The 16,016-nt window shown below is 75.8% G+C and carries 21 protein-coding genes and 2 riboswitches; of the genes, 16 read left to right on the top strand and 5 right to left on the bottom strand.

Going from position 1 to position 16,016, the window contains the following annotated elements; genetic code table 11:
* Nucleotide 1: 1 nt before the first annotated feature.
* A complete protein-coding gene (locus ACI79Q_RS07525; RefSeq protein WP_456589811.1) occupies nt 2-919 on the bottom strand; it encodes a haloalkane dehalogenase in 918 nt (305 codons plus the stop codon).
* Nucleotides 920-963: 44 nt separating this feature from the next.
* A complete protein-coding gene (gene msrA, locus ACI79Q_RS07520) occupies nt 964-1,629 on the bottom strand; it encodes a peptide-methionine (S)-S-oxide reductase MsrA (protein ID WP_456589812.1) in 666 nt (221 codons plus the stop codon).
* Nucleotides 1,630-1,767: 138 nt separating this feature from the next.
* Between msrA and ACI79Q_RS07515 the strand changes: the two genes are divergently transcribed.
* The 6 genes from ACI79Q_RS07515 (at nt 1,768) to ACI79Q_RS07490 (ending at nt 5,396) form a co-directional block, all read left to right on the top strand.
* On the top strand, nt 1,768-2,424 hold the full coding sequence (locus tag ACI79Q_RS07515) for an SRPBCC family protein (RefSeq protein WP_456589813.1): 657 nt from the start codon (nt 1,768-1,770) through the stop codon (nt 2,422-2,424).
* The gene (locus tag ACI79Q_RS07510; protein ID WP_456614493.1) at nt 2,425-2,820 is read left to right on the top strand and encodes an ArsR/SmtB family transcription factor; all 396 of its coding nucleotides are present in this window, start codon (nt 2,425-2,427) and stop codon (nt 2,818-2,820) included.
* Between the two features lie 105 nt (nt 2,821-2,925).
* A complete protein-coding gene (locus ACI79Q_RS07505) occupies nt 2,926-3,939 on the top strand; it encodes an NADP-dependent oxidoreductase (protein ID WP_456589815.1) in 1,014 nt (337 codons plus the stop codon).
* A gap of 42 nt (nt 3,940-3,981) precedes the next feature.
* A complete protein-coding gene (locus ACI79Q_RS07500) occupies nt 3,982-4,191 on the top strand; it encodes a hypothetical protein (protein ID WP_456589816.1) in 210 nt (69 codons plus the stop codon).
* Nucleotides 4,188-4,874 carry an alpha/beta hydrolase gene (locus ACI79Q_RS07495; RefSeq protein ID WP_456614492.1) on the top strand — a complete coding sequence of 229 codons (687 nt, stop codon included), beginning with the start codon at nt 4,188-4,190 and terminating at the stop codon, nt 4,872-4,874. The genes ACI79Q_RS07500 and ACI79Q_RS07495 overlap by 4 nt, the downstream gene beginning before the upstream one ends.
* A 78-nt stretch (nt 4,875-4,952) precedes the next feature.
* The gene (locus ACI79Q_RS07490; protein ID WP_456614491.1) at nt 4,953-5,396 is read left to right on the top strand and encodes a rhodanese-like domain-containing protein; all 444 of its coding nucleotides are present in this window, start codon (nt 4,953-4,955) and stop codon (nt 5,394-5,396) included.
* A 36-nt stretch (nt 5,397-5,432) separates the two neighbouring features.
* On the opposite strand, the gene ACI79Q_RS07485 is transcribed toward ACI79Q_RS07490, so the two are convergent.
* The gene (locus ACI79Q_RS07485; RefSeq protein ID WP_456589819.1) at nt 5,433-6,200 is read right to left on the bottom strand and encodes an SDR family NAD(P)-dependent oxidoreductase; all 768 of its coding nucleotides are present in this window, start codon (nt 6,198-6,200) and stop codon (nt 5,433-5,435) included.
* Nucleotides 6,201-6,339: 139 nt separating this feature from the next.
* Between ACI79Q_RS07485 and ACI79Q_RS07480 the strand changes: the two genes are divergently transcribed.
* Complete coding sequence (locus ACI79Q_RS07480) at nt 6,340-7,059, top strand: Mut7-C RNAse domain-containing protein (RefSeq protein ID WP_456614490.1); 720 nt, start codon at nt 6,340-6,342, stop codon at nt 7,057-7,059.
* A 98-nt stretch (nt 7,060-7,157) separates the two neighbouring features.
* Nucleotides 7,158-8,450 (top strand): Nramp family divalent metal transporter, encoded by a 1,293-nt coding sequence (locus tag ACI79Q_RS07475; protein ID WP_456589821.1) that lies wholly within the window; start codon nt 7,158-7,160, stop codon nt 8,448-8,450.
* 45 nt (nt 8,451-8,495) lie between these two features.
* Here the strand turns inward: ACI79Q_RS07475 and ACI79Q_RS07470 are convergent, their stop codons facing one another.
* Both ACI79Q_RS07470 and ACI79Q_RS07465 read right to left on the bottom strand, forming a co-directional pair.
* The gene (locus tag ACI79Q_RS07470; protein ID WP_456614489.1) at nt 8,496-9,113 is read right to left on the bottom strand and encodes a TenA family protein; all 618 of its coding nucleotides are present in this window, start codon (nt 9,111-9,113) and stop codon (nt 8,496-8,498) included.
* Nucleotides 9,110-9,703, bottom strand: a complete 594-nt coding sequence (locus tag ACI79Q_RS07465; protein WP_456589823.1) for a thiaminase II/PqqC family protein — start codon at nt 9,701-9,703, stop codon at nt 9,110-9,112. The genes ACI79Q_RS07470 and ACI79Q_RS07465 overlap by 4 nt, the downstream gene beginning before the upstream one ends.
* Nucleotides 9,704-9,749: 46 nt before the next feature.
* Nucleotides 9,750-9,861: riboswitch (TPP riboswitch) on the top strand.
* Here ACI79Q_RS07465 and ACI79Q_RS07460 point away from each other — a divergent pair.
* From ACI79Q_RS07460 to ACI79Q_RS07425, 8 genes are all read left to right on the top strand, one after another.
* The gene (locus ACI79Q_RS07460; protein WP_456589824.1) at nt 9,851-11,197 is read left to right on the top strand and encodes a purine-cytosine permease family protein; all 1,347 of its coding nucleotides are present in this window, start codon (nt 9,851-9,853) and stop codon (nt 11,195-11,197) included. Its footprint overlaps the riboswitch before it by 11 nt.
* A complete protein-coding gene (gene thiE, locus ACI79Q_RS07455) occupies nt 11,194-11,820 on the top strand; it encodes a thiamine phosphate synthase (RefSeq protein WP_456589825.1) in 627 nt (208 codons plus the stop codon). The genes ACI79Q_RS07460 and thiE overlap by 4 nt, the downstream gene beginning before the upstream one ends.
* On the top strand, nt 11,817-12,935 hold the full coding sequence (thiO, locus tag ACI79Q_RS07450) for a glycine oxidase ThiO (protein WP_456589826.1): 1,119 nt from the start codon (nt 11,817-11,819) through the stop codon (nt 12,933-12,935). The genes thiE and thiO overlap by 4 nt, the downstream gene beginning before the upstream one ends.
* Before the next feature lie 5 nt (nt 12,936-12,940).
* Entirely contained in the window at nt 12,941-13,141 is a 201-nt protein-coding gene (gene thiS, locus ACI79Q_RS07445; protein WP_456589827.1) for a sulfur carrier protein ThiS, read from the top strand.
* Between the two features lie 4 nt (nt 13,142-13,145).
* On the top strand, nt 13,146-13,958 hold the full coding sequence (locus ACI79Q_RS07440; RefSeq protein ID WP_456589828.1) for a thiazole synthase: 813 nt from the start codon (nt 13,146-13,148) through the stop codon (nt 13,956-13,958).
* Nucleotides 13,955-14,587, top strand: a complete 633-nt coding sequence (locus ACI79Q_RS07435) for a thiamine phosphate synthase (RefSeq protein ID WP_456614488.1) — start codon at nt 13,955-13,957, stop codon at nt 14,585-14,587. The genes ACI79Q_RS07440 and ACI79Q_RS07435 overlap by 4 nt, the downstream gene beginning before the upstream one ends.
* A gap of 24 nt (nt 14,588-14,611) precedes the next feature.
* Nucleotides 14,612-14,715, top strand: a riboswitch (TPP riboswitch).
* The gene (locus ACI79Q_RS07430; protein ID WP_456589830.1) at nt 14,714-15,331 is read left to right on the top strand and encodes an ECF transporter S component; all 618 of its coding nucleotides are present in this window, start codon (nt 14,714-14,716) and stop codon (nt 15,329-15,331) included. Its footprint overlaps the riboswitch before it by 2 nt.
* Before the next feature lie 80 nt (nt 15,332-15,411).
* A partial coding sequence (locus ACI79Q_RS07425) for an ABC transporter ATP-binding protein (RefSeq protein WP_456614487.1) occupies nt 15,412-16,016 on the top strand: 605 nt, incomplete at its 3' end.

Below are 16,016 nucleotides of genomic sequence, written 5' to 3'. Positions count from 1 at the left end.
CTCAGGAACGGGGCGTGGCGGCGACGAGGTCCACCACCACCCGGGCGAGCTCGGGGCCGACGTCCTCCTGCAGGAAGTGCCCGCCGCCGGCCAGCCTGGTGTGCGGCATGCCCTGGGCACCGGGCACCAGCTTCTGGAACACCCGCTCGCCCCCGCCGGTGATCGGGTCGCCGTCGGAGAACGCCGTGAGGAACGGCTTCTCCCAGCGCGAGAGCACCTCCCAGGCCGCCCGGTTCGCCGCGGCCGCCGGGTCGTCCGGCGAGGTCGGCACCAGGGCGGGGAACTGCCGGGCCCCGGCGGTGTACCGGTCGTCCGGGAACGGGGCGTCGTAGGCGGCGACCACCTCGGGTGCGAGCCCGCCGACGGTGCCGTTGCCGACGATCCGGCCGATCTGGAACTCCGGGCTCTCCTGGGAGAACCGCTGCCAGGCCAGGAACGCCTCGCTCATCTTCTGGTCGCCGGTGGGCAGGCCGGTGTTGGCCACCACGACCCGGGCGAACCGGTCGGGGTTCTCGGCGACCAGCCGCAGCCCGATCAGCCCGCCCCAGTCCTGGCCGACGAGGGTCACGTCGCGCAGCCCCAGCTCGTCGAGCAGCGCCTGCCGCATCCACTCCACGTGCCGGGCGTAGGTGTACGCCGCGCGGTCGACCGGTTTGTCCGAGCGGCCGAAACCGACCAGGTCGGGCGCCACGACGCGCAGGCCGGCGTCGACGAGGACCGGGATCATCCGGCGGTAGAGGAAGGACCAGGACGGCTCCCCGTGGAGGAGCAGCACCGTCTCGCCGTCGGCCGGGCCCTCGTCGACGTAGGCCACCCGCAGCCGGCCGCCCCCGCCGTCGTCCACCTCGACGTAGCGGGGCTCGTACGGGAAGTCGGGCAGACCGGTGAACCGCTCGTCGGGCGTCCGCAGGATCTCCATGCCTCAGTCTTACCGGCTCGGGACGCAGCCGGCGCCGGGGCGGATCAGCTGTCGGAGCTGTCGACGCCCAGGCCCACCGGGCAGGAGACGCCGGTCGAGTGCACCGGGCAGTAGCCGTTGGGCACCTTGTACAGGTACTGCTGGTGGTAGTCCTCGGCGTAGTAGAACTCCCCCAGCGGCGCGATCTCCGTGGTGATCTCGCCGTACCCGGCCGCCTTCAGCCGCTCCTGGTAGGCGTCGCGGGTGGCCAGCGCGGCGGCCTCCTGCTCCGGGGTGGCGTAGTAGATCGCCGAGCGGTACTGGGTGCCGATGTCGTTGCCCTGCCGCATGCCCTGCGTCGGGTCGTGGTCCTCCCAGAACGCCTTCAGCAGCTGCTCGTAGGAGGTCACGGCGGGGTCGAAGACGACGAGGACCACCTCGGTGTGCCCCGTGCGGGCCGAGCAGACCTCGTCGTAGGTCGGGTTCGGCGTGTGCCCGCCCGCGTAGCCGGCCGCGGTCGAGTAGACACCGGGCAGCTCCCAGAAGACCTTCTCCACGCCCCAGAAGCAGCCCGCGCCGAAGACGGCGGTCTGCATGCCCTCGGGGAACGGCGGCTGGATGCGGTTGCCGTTGACGGCGTGCACCTCGGGCACGTGCGGCAGCGGGTCGGGGCGGCCCGGCAGGGCGTCCTCGGGCGACACCGGCTGGGTCTTGGACCGGGAGAAGAGCATGCCCCCACTCTAGGTCGGTCGTGCAACACCGATCCCGGCGTGGAGCGCGTTCCGCGGGCCGCCGCCAGGGGGCTTGTCCTGGACGGACCCCGACGCTACCGTCCTTCCATAAGATTTGACTTATGGAGGGAGCAGGGCATGACCACCATCGATCCGGTCGCCACGGCCGGGCTGGTCACGCGCGAGGTCCGCACCGCCTCCCGGGACGGGGCCCCGACGCGCATCGCCGTCGCAACGCGCACCTACCGCGCCGACCGGGCCGAGGTCTGGGGCGCGCTCACCGACGCGGAGCGGCTCCCCCGCTGGTTCCTGCCGGTGAGCGGCGACCTGCGCCCCGGCGGCCGCTACCAGCTCGAGGGCAACGCGGGCGGCGTGGTCGAGCGGTGCTCGGAGCCCGAATCCTTCGCCGTGACCTGGGAGTTCGGCGGGATGGTCTCCTGGCTGCAGGTGGACCTCACGCCTTCGGACGGCGGGACCGCCCTGGAGCTCAGGCACGAGGCGCCGGTCGACCCCGAGTTCTGGGCGCAGTTCGGGCCGGGCGCGGTCGGCGTGGGCTGGGACCTGGCGCTCATGGGCCTCGGGCTGCACCTGGAGAGCGGTGCCCCCGTCGACCCGCAGCTCACGGCCACGTTCGGGCTGACGCCGGAGGGGGTCGAGTTCGTCCGCCGGGCCGCCTCCGGCTGGGGCGACGCAGCGGCCGCGGACGGGGACGACCCCACCGTCGCGCGCGAGGCGGCCGACCGTACGGTGGCGTTCTACACGACCCCGCCGTCCGAGGATGCTGCCGGGAGCTGAGTGAACGGGACCTTCGAGGCGCTGGGCGATCGCACCCGCCGGCAGATCCTGGAGCTGCTCTCCACCGGCGAGCAGCCGGCGGGGGCCGTCGTCGCCGCGCTGCAGGGCACCGCACCGATCTCGCAGCCCGCGGTGTCCCAGCACCTGCGGGTGCTGCGGGAGGCGGGCCTGGTCACGGTGCGCGCCGAGGGCACCCGCCGGCTCTACGCCCTCGACCCGTCCGGCCTGGCGGCGGCCCAGGCCTGGCTCGTGGCCCTGGCCGACCCGCTGGCGGCGTTCGCCCAGCCCCTCGACGCGCTGGCGACCGAGGTGGCCCGGGGGCAGCGGGCCCGGCGCACGGCACCGGCCGAGCAGCCGCAGCCGAGGACCGGGGAGCGCGACGGCCGCTCGGCCTGACCGCCCGGGGCCACGCGAATGGGACGAACTCGTGGCCATCACGCGCTGATCACCACGAGTTCGTCGCACCCGGCGCACGCGCGCTCCGCCCGGCAGGATGGCCGCATGCCCATCCGGACCCGCGAATGGCAGCTGGCGGCCCGGCCGCACGGCGAGCCGACCCCCGACGACTTCCGCCTGGTCGAGCTGGAGCGACCCGACCCGGCCGACGGCCAGATCGTCGTCCGGATGCTGGTGATGAGCGTCGACCCGTACATGCGTGGCCGGATGAACCCCGGGAAGTCGTACGCGGCCCGCTGGGAGATCGGCGAGACGATGCGCGGCGGTGCGGTCGGCCGGGTGGTGGAGTCCCGCTCCCCCGACGTCGCCGAGGGCGCCCTGGTGCTCGCCGACGCCGCCTGGCGGGACGTCGCGGTGCTCGACGCCGCGCACGTCCGCGTGCTGCCCGAGCTGCCGGGCATCCCGCCCAGCTACCACCTGGGCGTGCTCGGCATGCCGGGCCTCACCGCCTGGGCGGGGCTGTTCCGGCTGGCGGAGTTCCGGGAGGGCGACGCCGTGTTCGTCTCCGGCGCCGCGGGCGCGGTCGGCAGCCTCGTCGGCCAGTTCGCCCGTCTCCACGGCGCCTCGGCGGTCGTCGGCAGCGCGGGGACGCCGGAGAAGGTGCGCTGGCTGACCGGGGAGCTGGGGTTCACCGCCGCGTTCGACTACCACGACGGCCCGGTCGCGGAGCTGCTCGCGGCCGCCGCGCCCGACGGCATCGACGTCTTCTTCGACAACGTCGGCGGCGAGCACCTGGAGGCGGCCATCGGCGCGTTCAACGAGCACGGCCGGGCCGCGCTGTGCGGGGCGATCTCCGGCTACAACGCCACCGAGCCGGCCCCGGGTCCGCGCAACATGTTCATGATGGTCACCAAGAAGCTGAGCCTGCGCGGGTTCATCGTCGGCGACCACGCCGATCTCGCCCCGGAGTTCAGCGAGAAGGTGGGCGACCTGCTCACGTCCGGGAAGCTCGTCGTCCGCGAGACCGTCCGCGAGGGGCTGGACGACGCGGTGGACACCTTCCTCGACCTCCTCCGCGGGGGGAACACCGGGAAGATGATCGTCAAGCTGGCCGACTGACCCGGCGGTTCCCCGGGACCACGGCGGGGCAGAGTGCACCGCATGTGGCTCTTCTTCACCCGCCGGCTGCGCATGTGGCTGATCCTGACCATCCTGGTCCCGCTGGCCACCGGCGTGCTGCGCCGGCTCGGGCACGCCCTCGAGCGGCGCCGCGGGCCCTCGTCCCTCAGCAACGGCCTGCTCAAGGCCGGTGACCTGGGCGACCGGGCCCGGGCGAGCCTCCGCGGCGGCCGCCGGTCCCGCCGGGCGTGACCGGACCGGTCCTGGAGACCCGCCCGGCGACCGGCCGACCCCGCGCCGTCGCGCTGTTCTGCCACGGCGGGACGGTGGCCAGCGTGGAGCCCCCCAAGGAGCGGGCGCTCTCGCTGGTGCGCATGCGGGCGATCGAACAGTTCGTCTCCTCCGCCGGCGCGGAGCGGGGGCTCACCACCTGCCTGCTGCGCTACCGGGTGGCCGGCTGGAACGGCGCCGCCGCGGACGCCTACGCCGACGTGCGCTGGACGCTGGACCGGATCCGTGCCGAGCACGGAGAGCTGCCGGTCGTGCTGGTCGGGCACTCGATGGGCGGGCGGGCCGTGCTGCGCGCCGGGGGGCACGACGGCGTCGCGGCGGTCTGCGCCCTCGCGCCGTGGACGCCTCCCGGCGAGCCCGTCGGCCACCTGCGCGACCGCACCGTCGCGATCCTGCACGGCCGGGGCGACCGGTGGGTGCCCGCGCAGCTCTCCACCGATTTCGCGGTCCGGGCCCAGCGCGCGGGCGCGCGGGTGGCCCGGTTCACCATCACCGGCGGCCACAGCATGCTGCGCTCGGCGCACCGCTGGCACGCGTTCGCGCGTGACGTCGTCCTGGCCGGGGCGGGGCTGGCGCCGATGCGGCCGGACGTCGCGGCCGCGCTGGCACGGCCGGCGCCGGACGGGCTCGCCGTGCCGCTCTGAGGACGGCAGATCCGCTGCGATGGTCGGCAGGAGCGGGCCTCGTCGGCGGCGGGCGGCACCCCTAGCGTCGGCCCGGTGATGGACTGGAGCACCGAACCGGCCGTGGCCGCCGCCCACTTCGCCCGGCGGCTGGCCGTGGAGACCGACGTCAGCGACGTGCACGCCGCACTCGAGTCGGGGGCGCCGGGGTTCGTCCTGCTCGACAGCCGCAGCACGCAGGCGTGGGACCAGGGGCACGTGCCCGGCGCCGTGCACCTGCCGGGCGCCGAGATCCCCGACCGGGCGGCCGCGGAGCTGGACCCCGCGGTCCCGGTCGTCACCTACTGCTGGGGTCCGGGTTGCAACGGCGTCACCCGTGCGGCGCTCCGGCTCGCCCTGCTCGGCTACCGGGTGCGCGAGATGATCGGCGGGTTCGAGTACTGGGCGCGGGAGGGCCTACCGGTGGTCACCGACGAGGGCGTGCACCGGCCGACGGTCGATCCGCTGACCGCCCCGGCGCCGGGGGGCAGCTGCGGGTGCTGATCGCCGGCACCGCGCCGGAGGCCCCCGCCCCCCGGGCTACTCGGCGGACCCTGGCCGGGTCATCGGCTTGTGGGACCTGCCGGCGAGCGCGTCCGGCATGAGCGCCGAGAGCCGCCCCATCAGCTTGCTGCTCACCGAGCCGGCGAACACCGACGCCTCGCCCTTCATCAGACCCTCGAAGCCCTGCCGGGCGACCTGGGCGGGGTCGTCCTTGCTGTCGCTGGCACCCAGCCTGGTGTCGGTGGCGTCGGCCCGGTCGAAGAACTCCGTGTCGGTCGGCCCGGGCAGCAGGGCGGTGACGGTGACGCCGGTGTCGGTCAGCTCCTCGCGGATGCCCAGCGCGAGGAACTGCACGAACGCCTTCGTCGCGGAGTAGACGGTCTGGAACGGCTCGGGCGCCTGCGAGGCGACCGAGGAGGTGAAGAGGATCCGCCCCTCCCCCTGGACCACCATGTCCTGCACCACCCGCTTGGCGAGGTGCAGCGTCGACACGCAGTTCAGCTCCACCATCCCGATCTCGGCCTCCAGATCGGTCTCGGCGAAGCGACCCCCGATCCCGACGCCGGCGTTCAGCGCGGCGGCGGCCAGCGGCCGGCCTGCCGCGCGCACGGCCGCGACGACCTTCTCGACCTCCGCGCGCACCGTGAGGTCGGCCCGGACGGGCGAGACGGCGGCGCCGCGCTGGCGCAGCTGCTGGGCCGCGGCGTCGAGCTCGGCGTCCTCGGCGACGACCACCAGATCGAAGCCGTGCTCGGCGAACTGCTTGGCCAGCTCCAGCCCGATGCCGCTGGACGCACCGGTCACGAGGGCGAGGGGACGGGCGGTTGCTTCGGACACAGGACCTCCACGGGTGGATCGGCGGACGGCCACCTCCGTGCCCAGGAAGAGGCCCGCGCACGCCTGGCGCGTGTCGGCGGCCGTCCGGCCGGGGTAGCCCGTCGCCATGGAGGTGCGCGTGCGGCCGGCCCCGGACCTGCGGTGGCTGCTCGCCCCGCGGTACCGGGGAGCGGGCGAACGCCGGCTGCCCTTCGACCCCGACGCGACGGCCGGGCACCTGGTGCAGGCCGCCGGGATCCCGCTGACCGAAGTGGGGACGATCCGGGCGGACGGCGCACCGGCGACGCCCGCCGACCGGACCGCCCCCGGTACCGTGCTCGAGGTGGACCCGGCGCCGCGGCCGGTCGCCGTCCCGCTCGGTGGGTTCCTCCTCGACGTCGGGCTGGGCGCCCTCGCGCGGCAGCTGCGGCTGCTCGGGGCCGACGCCGCCTGGTCGAACGACGCCGACGACGCCGCGCTGGTCGCCCGGGCGGCCGCCGAGGGCCGGGTGCTGCTCACGCAGGACCGGCGGCTGCTCATGCGGCGCGCCCTGCCGCAGGGCGCGCTCGTCCGCGGGAGCCGGCCCGGCGAGCAGCTCGACGACGTGCTCGACCGCTTCTCTCTGCCGCTGGCGCCGCTCACCCGCTGCACCGCTTGCGGGGCCGCCGTCCACCCGGTGCCGAAGGACGAGGTGGCGGCGGAGCTGGAGCCCGGCACCCGCCGCACCTACGACGCCTTCGCCCGGTGCCCGGTGTGCGGGCGGGTGTACTGGCGCGGCGCGCACGCCGCGCGCATCGACGCGCTGGTCGAGCGGGCCCGCCGGACCGGGCGGGGCAGGCAAGCCTGACCTTGGCCCCGGGGGGCCACGGGTCGGCCCCGGCGTGACACGCGGCGCGGGCAGGGAGCGAGCGACCACCCACCCGGAGACCGCCTGCGAGGACCGCCGTGTACCTGTCGAAGACCGAGGCCGCCGTCCTGCCGACGACGCTGCGCGCCCCCGCGCACCGCCCCCCGCTGGCCGAGCCGGGCCGCCGCCGGTTGTGGTCGATGCTCGGTCCGGCCTTCGTCGCCGCCGTCGCCTACGTCGACCCGGGCAACTTCGCCACGAACTTCGCCGGCGGCGCCGCGTTCGGGTACACGCTGCTGTGGGTCATCGTCGCGGCCAACCTCATGGCGATGCTGATCCAGTCGCTGACCGCGAAGCTCGGGCTGGCCACCGGCCGCGACCTGGCGACGCTGTGCCGCGAGACGCTGCCCAAGCCCGTGACCCGGGGGCTGTGGCTGCAGGCCGAGGCGGTGGCGATCGCCACCGACCTGGCCGAGATCGTCGGCGGCGCCGTGGCGCTGTACCTGCTCTTCGGGGTCCCGCTGCCGATCGGCGGCGTCATCACCGCCGTCGTCGCCTTCGTCCTGCTGGCGGCGCAGTCCCGCGGGTACCGCCCGTTCGAACGGGTCATCGCGGGGCTGCTGCTGGTCATCGGCATCGGGTTCGGCTACACCCTCCTCGGCTCCGGCGTCGACCCGGGCGGGCTGGCCGGGGGCATGGTGCCCTCCTTCGACGGCGCGGAGAGCGTGGTGCTGGCCACCGGCATCCTCGGGGCCACGGTCATGCCGCACGTGATCTACGTGCACTCCGCGCTCACCCCCGGCCGCTACGGCGACGCGGTCACCGCCGGCCGCACGCACGAGGGGCGCCGCCGGCTGCTGCGGGCTCAGCGGATCGACATCGTCGTCGCCATGGGCCTGGCCGGGCTGGTCAACGCCGCGATGCTGGTCATCGCCGCGCAGCTGTTCACCAGCGACAGCGGCGTCGACAGCCTCGAGGGCGTGCACGCCGGGCTCGGTGACCAGCTCGGCACCGGCGCCGCGCTCGCCTTCGCCCTCGCGCTGCTGGCCTCGGGGTTCGCCTCCTCCTCGGTGGGCACGCACGCCGGCCAGGTGGTCATGGCCGGGTTCCTCAAGCGGCACATCCCGGTGCTCACCCGCCGGCTGATCACCCTGGCCCCGGCGCTGGCCGTACTGGTGCTGGGCGGGGACCCCACCACCGCGCTGGTGTGGTCGCAGGTGGTGCTGTCCTTCGGCATCCCGTTCGCCCTGGTGCCGCTGCTGTGGCTCACCAGCCGCCGCGACCTGATGGGCGGCTGGGTGAACCGCCGGACCACCACCGTGGCCGGCAGCGTCATCGCGGTCCTGATCATCGGGCTCAACGCCCACCTGCTGGTCGGCCTGCTCGGCTGAATCAGCAGGCACCTCCCGATCGGGCGGCGCACCCGGCCGCACCGGTCAGACGCCGCGCCAGGCGGCGTCGAAGAAGCCGATCTCCAGCTGCATCGCCCGGGAGTAGGCCGCCCGCAGTGCCGGGGTGTCGACGGCGACGGCGTCGAGCAGCCGCTCGAGCGTGGCGGCGAGCTCCTCGAAGCCCGGGTCGGCGTAGGTGCGCACCCACTCCTCGTACGGGCCCGACGCGCGGTCGGCCAGCGACTGCCCGAGATGGGCGTAGAGGCGCATGCACGGGGTCATCGCCGCGCAGGTGAGCGCCACGCCGCCCAGCGAGGCCGTGGCCAGCAGGAAGTCGGTGTAGGCCGACGTCGCCGGCCCCGGCCGGACGGCGGTCAGGTCGATGCCCCAGCGCTGCGCGTAGGACGCGTGCAGCCCCAGCTCCTCACGGACCCCGGCCAGCAGGTCGGCGAAGACGTCGAGGGTGGCGCGGTCGGGGCTGTGCGCGACGCCCAGCGCGTAGGCCCGGGCGAACGCCTCCAGGAAGAACGCGTCCTGGGCCACGTAGCCGGCGAACCGGTCCCGCGGCAGCGTGCCGTCGGCGATCCCCTGCACGAACGGGTGCGACAGCGCCGCGGCGGCGAGGCCGGCCTCGTCGGTCCAGAGCTCACGGGCCAGGCTCATCCCGTCGCCACCGCCATGTCCCAGAACGCGACCTCTGCGGTGACCACCTCGAGGAAGACGCGCTCGTCGCCTCCGCCGACCGCGTCCACCGCCGCGGCGAGGTCCGCCACGTACCCGCCGAACTCCGGCGCCGTCCAGTGCTCCACGAACTCCCGGTAGGCCGGTGCACCCGGGAGCGCGGCCGACCAGGCGTCGAGGTAGGTGCGCTCGATGGTCCACAGCGCGGTCAGCGCGGCCGGGACATCGGCGCCGTCCAGCCGCTCGAGCAGCTCCGCATAGGCGGTCGTCGCCGGCAGCGCGGGCGCGGAGAGGTCCAGTCCCCGGGCCGCCGCCCGCTCCTCGAACCAGTCCAGCTCCTGGACCAGGGCCAGGGCTCCGCGGGCGAGCACCTCCTGGGCCGGCCGGGGCGCCCGGGCCAGCAGCCGCGCCTGGAAGCGGAGGAGGTCGGCGACGAACCGCGCGTCCTGCACCAGCCAGGTGTCGAAGGCCGACGGCGCGATCGTGCCGTCCCGCACGGCGGCGAGGAAGGGATGGCGGGTGGCGTCCGCGAAGGCCTCGGCATGGCGGACTGGCAGCTCGTCGACCGGCACGGGCGCCGACTGTACGAGACGGCCTAGGGTGGCGGTGTCACGGCCGAGGCCGTGGTGCGGGAGCTCGGATCGACCGGGCTGAGAGGGCGGCTGCCGCGCCGCCGACCGCTGGAACCTGACCGGGTAATGCCGGCGTAGGGAGCGATCATGAGCACGTCCGGAACCGTCGGCGCAGCCACCCGCGGGGGAGATGCGCCCCTCACCCTGTCCGAGCCGCCGCCCAGGACCCTGGGCCTGCGGGAGACCGCCGGCCTCTGGGCCAGCCTGGGCATCAGCCTGCTGCTGCCCGTGGCAGCCACCTTCGTGGTCCTCGCCGACCGGCCGCTGTGGCACACGATCGGGGCCATCGTCGTCGGCGCGGTCATCGGGTCGGTGCTGCTGGGGCTGGGCGCCGCCGCCGGCGCCCGCGAGGGCGTGCCGGCGATGGTGCTGCTCCGCGGCCTGCTGGGCCGGCGGACCTCGTTCCTGCCCACCGGCTTCAACCTCGTGCAGTGCGTCGGCTGGGCCGCCTTCGAGATCCTGATCATCTCCGAGGCCGCCGCGCGCGCCCTCGACGCGCCGCGCTGGCCGTTCGCGATCGCCGCGGGCGCCTTCGCCACCCTGATGGCGCTGCGCCCGCTCGGTGTCGTGCGGGTGCTTGCGCGCTACGCCGTCTGGGCGGCGATCGCCGCGATCGCGTACCTCTTCGTCCAGGTCCTGTCCGAGCCGCTGCCACCGGTGACCGAGGGCGGGGCGACGTCCTTCTGGACGGCGGCCGACATCGTCATCGCCCTGCCGATCTCGTGGTTCCCGCTGGCAGCCGACTACACCCGGCACGTCCGCAGCGGCCGGACCGCCTTCGTCGGGACGGCGTCCGGCTACGGCCTGGCCACCGTGGCCATGTTCAGCCTCGGGGTCATCGCGCTGGCCGCCTACGGCCGCGGCGGGCTCGACGTCATCGACGCGATGCTCGCCGTCCCGCTGGGTCTGGTCGCCGTCCTGGTGCTGCTCGTGGTGGAGGTCGACGAGGCGTTCGCCAACGTGTACTCGACCGCGGTCTCGGCCCAGAACGTGGTGGCCCGGCTCGACCGCCGCGTGCTCGCCGTGGCGGTCGGCGTCGTGGCCACCACCCTCGCCCTGGCCTTCGACCTCGCCGCGTACGAGCCGTTCCTCTTCCTGATCGGCGCGGTGTTCGTCCCGCTCATCGGGGTCTTCGTCGTCGCCTACTTCCTGCTGCCCCGGGGGGCGTGGGACACCTCCGACACCGCGCGCGCCCGCCCGCTGCTCCTGCTCCCCTGGGTGGCCGGCTTCGTGGCCTACCAGCTCACGCTGCCGACCTTCTTCGCCGGTCCGGGTGCGGCCTGGACGACGTGGTGGACCGAGCGCCAGACCGACCTCGGCATCGACCCGGCCAACGGCTGGTCGGCCTCGCTGGTGAGCCTCGCCGTGGCCGCGTTGCTGACCGTGGCCGTGGCCCTGCCGGGCGCGCTGCGGCACCGCCGGGCGGCGGCGTGACCGCGTCCCTCGGGGGCCTGCACGTCCTGACCGACGCCCGGGTCGGCCGGGCGGCGCTCGACGCGGTGACCGCCGCGGTCGCCGCCGGCGCCCCGGTGGTCCAGGTGCGGTCCAAGGACGCCTCCGACCGGGAGCGCTACGACTTCGCCCGCCGGGTGGTGGAGGTCTGCGCGGGCGCGGGGGCGACCTGCCTGGTCAACGACCGCGTCGACCTGGCGCTGGCCGTCGGCGCCCACGGCACGCACCTGGGCGCCGACGACCTGCCGCTCGACGTCGTCCGCCGGCTGGCCGGCCCGGGGCACCTGCTGGGCGGCACGGCCCGGGACCCGGAACGCGCCCGCCTCCTGGTGGCCCAGGGCGCCGACTACCTCGGCGTCGGGCCCGCCTACGCGACGGCGACGAAGGCCGGGCTGCCCGCTCCCCTCGGCCCGGCAGGAGTGCGTGCGGTGGCCGAGGCGGTCGAGATCCCGGTGATCGCCATCGGCGGGGTGACCGTCGAGCGGATCCCGGACCTGCTCGCCGCCGGCGCCGCCGGGGTGGCCGTCGTCGGCGCCGTCTCGGCCGCGGCCGACCCCGGTGCCGCCACCCGTGAGCTGCTCCGGGCCCTGGGCGGCAGACCGTGACCGTCGTCGTCGTCGGCGGTGGGCTGATCGGGCTGTCGGTGGCGTGGCGGGCGGCCCAGCGGGGCCTGCCGGTCACCGTGGTGGACGACGCGCCCGGAGGCGGTGCGTCGCAGGCCGCCGCCGGCATGCTCGCGCCGGTCACCGAGGCCGCCTACGGCGAGGAGGCGCTGCTCCGGCTGTGCCTGGCGTCGCTGGAGCGCTATCCCGCCTTCGTCGCGGAGGTGGAGCGGGCCGGTGGCGTGCCGGTGGGCCTGCGCACGCAGGGCACCGTCGTCGTCGCTTTCGACGAGGACGACATGCGCGCGCTGGATGCCCTGCTGGACTTCCAGCGCGAGCTCGGACTGGCCGTCGAGCGGCTGACCGCGCGGGCCGCCCGGCGCCGCGAGCCGTCGCTGTCGCCGCGGGTACGGGGCGCCCTGCACGTCCCGGGCGACCACTCGGTGGACGGCCGGGCCCTGCACGCCGGGCTGCTGGCCGCCGCCGAGGCGGCCGGCGTCCGGCTGGTGTCCTCCCGGGTCGCGGAGGTGCGGGTCGTGGACGGCCGGGCCGCCGGGGTGCGGCTGGCCGACGGCACGGAGCTGGCCGCCGACGCCGTCGTGGTGGCCCTGGGCGCGCGCAGCGGCGCGCTCACCGGGGTTCCCCCGCTGCCCGTCCGGCCGGTCAAGGGGCAGATCCTCCGCATGCGGGGGGCCGCCGGCCTGCTGGAGGGGACCGTGCGGGCGCTGGTGCGCGGGCGGCAGGTGTACCTGGTGCCGTACGACGACGGCGTGACCGGGGACGGGCTGATCGTCGGCGCCACCGTCGAGGACCGGGGCTTCGACGCCGCGGTCACCGCCGGCGGCGTGCACGACCTGCTGCACGACGCGCTCGAGGTGGTCCCCGGCGTCTCCGAGCTGGAGCTGGTCGAGACCATCGCCCGGTGGCGGCCCGCGACGGCGGACAACGGGCCATTGCTGGGACCATCGGGGGTGCCGGGCGTGGTCCTGGCGACCGGGCACTACCGCAACGGCGTCCTCCTGGCGCCCGTGACCGGCGAGGTGGTCGCCGAGCACCTCGCGACCGGCGAGCTGCCCGGTCTCGCCGCCCCCTTCACCGCAGACAGGTTCGGAAGGTGATCCGCATGCAGGTGACCGTCAACGGCGTGCCCACCGACGTGGACGACGACTGCACCGTCGCCGCGCTCGTCGAAGCCCGCACCAACGGCCACGGCAAGGTCGCCGTCGCGCGCAACGGCGACGTCGTCCCCCGGAGCGGCTGGGAGTCGACCCGGCTCTCCGCCGGGGACAGCCTGGAAGTCCTCGCCCCCACCGCAGGAGGTTGACCCGATGACCGTGCACGAGGTGGTCCCCGCGCTGGAGCAGGAGGAGAAGGCCGATCCCTTCCTCCTCGGCGGGGAGACGTTCACGTCCCGGCTGCTGCTGGGCACCGGCGGGGCGCCCAGTCTCGAGTCGCTGGAGCGGGCCGTCGTGGCCTCCGGCACCGAGCTGGTGACGGTGGCACTGCGCCGGGTGGAGGCCTCCAGCAGTGCGGCGATGCTCGAGGTGCTGGACCGGTGCGGGGTGCGGCTGCTGCCCAACACGGCCGGGTGCCGGACCGCCCGGGAAGCGGTCCTGACCGCCCGGCTGGCCCGCGAGGCGTTCGACACCTCCTGGGTGAAGCTGGAGGTCATCGGCGACGAGCACACGCTGCTCCCCGACCCGATCGAGCTGTTCGAGGCGGCCGAGGAGCTCGTCGCCGACGGGTTCACCGTGCTGGCGTACACCACGGACGACCCGATCCTCGGGCGCCGGCTGGCCGACATCGGGTGCGCGGCCGTCATGCCGCTGGGCTCGCCGATCGGCAGCGGCCTGGGCATCCGCAACCCGCACAACATCGCGCTCCTCCGCGAGGCGGTCGACGTCCCGGTGGTGCTGGACGCGGGCATCGGGACGGCGTCGGACGCGACGCTCGCGATGGAGCTGGGCTGCGACGCCGTCCTGCTCGCCTCCGCCGTCACCCGGGCGCGGGAACCGGAGCGGATGGCCCTGGCGATGCGCCACGGGGTGGAGGCCGGCAGGCTCGCCCGGGGGGCCGGGCGCATCCCGCGGCGCTGGCACGCCGAGGCCTCCACGTCGATGCAGGGGCTGCCCGAGCTGTGACGCCGCCCCGCCTCCTGGTGCTCACCGACCGCACCCAGTGCGACCGGCCGCTGGTGGACGTGGTCGCGGCAGCGGTCGAGGCCGGAGCGCGCGCGGTGGTGCTCCGGGAGAAGGACCTGCCCGCTGCCGAGCGGGACCTGCTGGCCGCGGAGCTGGCGCCCGTGATCGCGTCGGTGGGCGGCGTGCTGCTGCGCGCCGGTGCGCCCGGCGCCACCGGGGCGGTCCACCTCTCGGCGAGCGAGCCGTTCCCCGCACCCCGCCCGCCGGTCGTCGGCCGGTCGTGCCACTCCGCGGCCGAGGTGGCGGCCGCCCGCGCCGAGGGATGTGACTACGTCACCGTCTCGCCGGTCTTCCCCACCCCGTCCAAGCCCGGCTACGGCCCCGCGCTGGGGCCCGAGGGCCTGCGCGCGATCGTCGTGCCAGGGGCACCGCCGGCGCTCGCGCTCGGTGGGGTCCTCCCCGAGCACGTGCCCTCGCTCCTGGCCGCAGGGGCGCACGGGGTCGCCGTGATGGGCCCGCTGATGCGCGACCCGGGGCGCGCGGCCGCGTACCTCGAGGCGATGCCCCCGGTCAGCCGCCCGGGACCCGGCGCCCGGCCACAGGCTCCGTCCCCACCGTGGCCGGGCTAGTCTGGCGGCACAACCGAACACACACATTCGCAGCAGGGGAGCGCTTCGGCGCTGAGAGTGCGGGACACCGCAGACCCTCGAACCTGATCCGGGTCATGCCGGCGCAGGGAGCCTGGAGGAAGAGACATGGCCGATCCGGCCGTCCGTTCGTCGAACGCTGCGCCCGCCCGGGAGCGCAGCAACCGCTGGCGCACCGTCGACATCGTCGTCACCGCCGTCCTCGGCGCCGCCTTCGGCGTCGTCTTCTGGGCGTGGGGCCTGCTCTGGGCCGGCACGGGGACGGCGTTCGCCGCCTTCCCGCCCGCCCAGGCGTTCATGTACGGCGTCTGGCTGATCCCCGCGGTGCTCGCCCCGCTGATCGTCCGCAAGCCCGGCGCCGGCCTGTTCGCCGAGCTGGTCGCCGCGATCGTCTCCGCGCTGCTCGGCTCCGCCTGGGGGACGACGACGATCGTCTACGGCCTGCTGCAGGGCCTGGCCGGCGACGCCGGCTTCGCCGCCTTCCGCTACCGCCGCTTCGGCTGGGCGCCCGCGCTGCTGGCCGCCGTCCTCACCGGTGCGACCGCCGCCGTCCTCGACCTCGTCTACTACTACCCGGACTGGTCGGCGGGCTGGAAGACGACCTACGTCGCGCTCGTCGTGGGCAGCACGGCGGTCGTCGCCGGGATCGGCAGCGTGCTGCTGGCCCGCGCACTGGCCGCGAGCGGCGCGCTGTCGTCGTTCGCCTCCGGTCGCACGCGGGTCTGACGACGTCCGGGGCCACGGGCCCGGCCGCCGTCCGGCTGGACGGGTGGGGCTTCCGGCACACCACCCGGCGGGCCTGGGCGGTGCGGGACGTCGACCTGCGCATCGCCCCCGGCGAGCGGGTGCTGCTCACCGGCCGTTCGGGCGCCGGCAAGTCCACGCTGCTGCGCGCGCTCGGCGGGCTGTTGGAACCGGAGAGCGGTGACGTCGAGGGGGAGATCACCGTCGACGGCGGGCCGCCCGACCGCCGCCGTCAACGGGTCGGCACGGTCTTCCAGGACCCGGATTCCCAGCTGGTCATGACCCGGGCCGGCGACGACGTCGCCTTCGGGCTGGAGAACGTCGGGACGCCGCGGGACCGCATCTGGCCGGCGGTCGACGCCGCCCTCGACGCCGTCGGCTTCGGGCTCGGCCGCGACCGGGCGACCGCCGCACTCTCCGGCGGTCAGAAGCAACGGCTGGTGCTGGCCGGCGCCCTCGCCCCCCGCCCGGGTCTGCTGCTCCTGGACGAGCCCACCGCCCAGCTCGACCCGGACGGCGCCGCGCTCGTGCGCACGGCGGTGGACCGCGCGGGGGGGGGGGGGGGGGGGGGGGGGGGGGGGGGGGGGGGGGGGGGGGGGGGGGGGGGGGGGGGGGGGGGGGGGGGGGGGGGGGGGGGGGGGGGGGGGGGGGGGGGGGGGGGGGGGGG

Source organism: Blastococcus sp. SYSU DS0828 (genome assembly GCF_054050975.1).
The sequence above is the reverse complement of the archived record's forward strand: the minus strand, read 5'-3'. Positions and strand labels throughout refer to the sequence as shown.

Bases quoted from the DNA above. Each gene is read 5' to 3' on its own strand.
- ACI79Q_RS07460 (WP_456589824.1), top strand. From the start codon at position 9,851: ATGAGCACGTCCGGAACCGTCGGCGCAGCCACCCGCGGGGGAGATGCG.
- ACI79Q_RS07440 (WP_456589828.1), top strand. From the start codon at position 13,146: ATGACCGTGCACGAGGTGGTCCCCGCGCTGGAGCAGGAGGAGAAGGCC.
- ACI79Q_RS07505 (WP_456589815.1), top strand. From the start codon at position 2,926: ATGCCCATCCGGACCCGCGAATGGCAGCTGGCGGCCCGGCCGCACGGC.
- ACI79Q_RS07525 (WP_456589811.1), bottom strand. From the start codon at position 919: ATGGAGATCCTGCGGACGCCCGACGAGCGGTTCACCGGTCTGCCCGAC.
- thiS (WP_456589827.1), top strand. From the start codon at position 12,941: ATGCAGGTGACCGTCAACGGCGTGCCCACCGACGTGGACGACGACTGC.
- ACI79Q_RS07490 (WP_456614491.1), top strand. From the start codon at position 4,953: ATGGACTGGAGCACCGAACCGGCCGTGGCCGCCGCCCACTTCGCCCGG.
- msrA (WP_456589812.1), bottom strand. From the start codon at position 1,629: ATGCTCTTCTCCCGGTCCAAGACCCAGCCGGTGTCGCCCGAGGACGCC.
- ACI79Q_RS07500 (WP_456589816.1), top strand. From the start codon at position 3,982: ATGTGGCTCTTCTTCACCCGCCGGCTGCGCATGTGGCTGATCCTGACC.
- ACI79Q_RS07470 (WP_456614489.1), bottom strand. From the start codon at position 9,113: ATGAGCCTGGCCCGTGAGCTCTGGACCGACGAGGCCGGCCTCGCCGCC.
- ACI79Q_RS07430 (WP_456589830.1), top strand. From the start codon at position 14,714: ATGGCCGATCCGGCCGTCCGTTCGTCGAACGCTGCGCCCGCCCGGGAG.
- ACI79Q_RS07480 (WP_456614490.1), top strand. From the start codon at position 6,340: ATGGAGGTGCGCGTGCGGCCGGCCCCGGACCTGCGGTGGCTGCTCGCC.
- ACI79Q_RS07515 (WP_456589813.1), top strand. From the start codon at position 1,768: ATGACCACCATCGATCCGGTCGCCACGGCCGGGCTGGTCACGCGCGAG.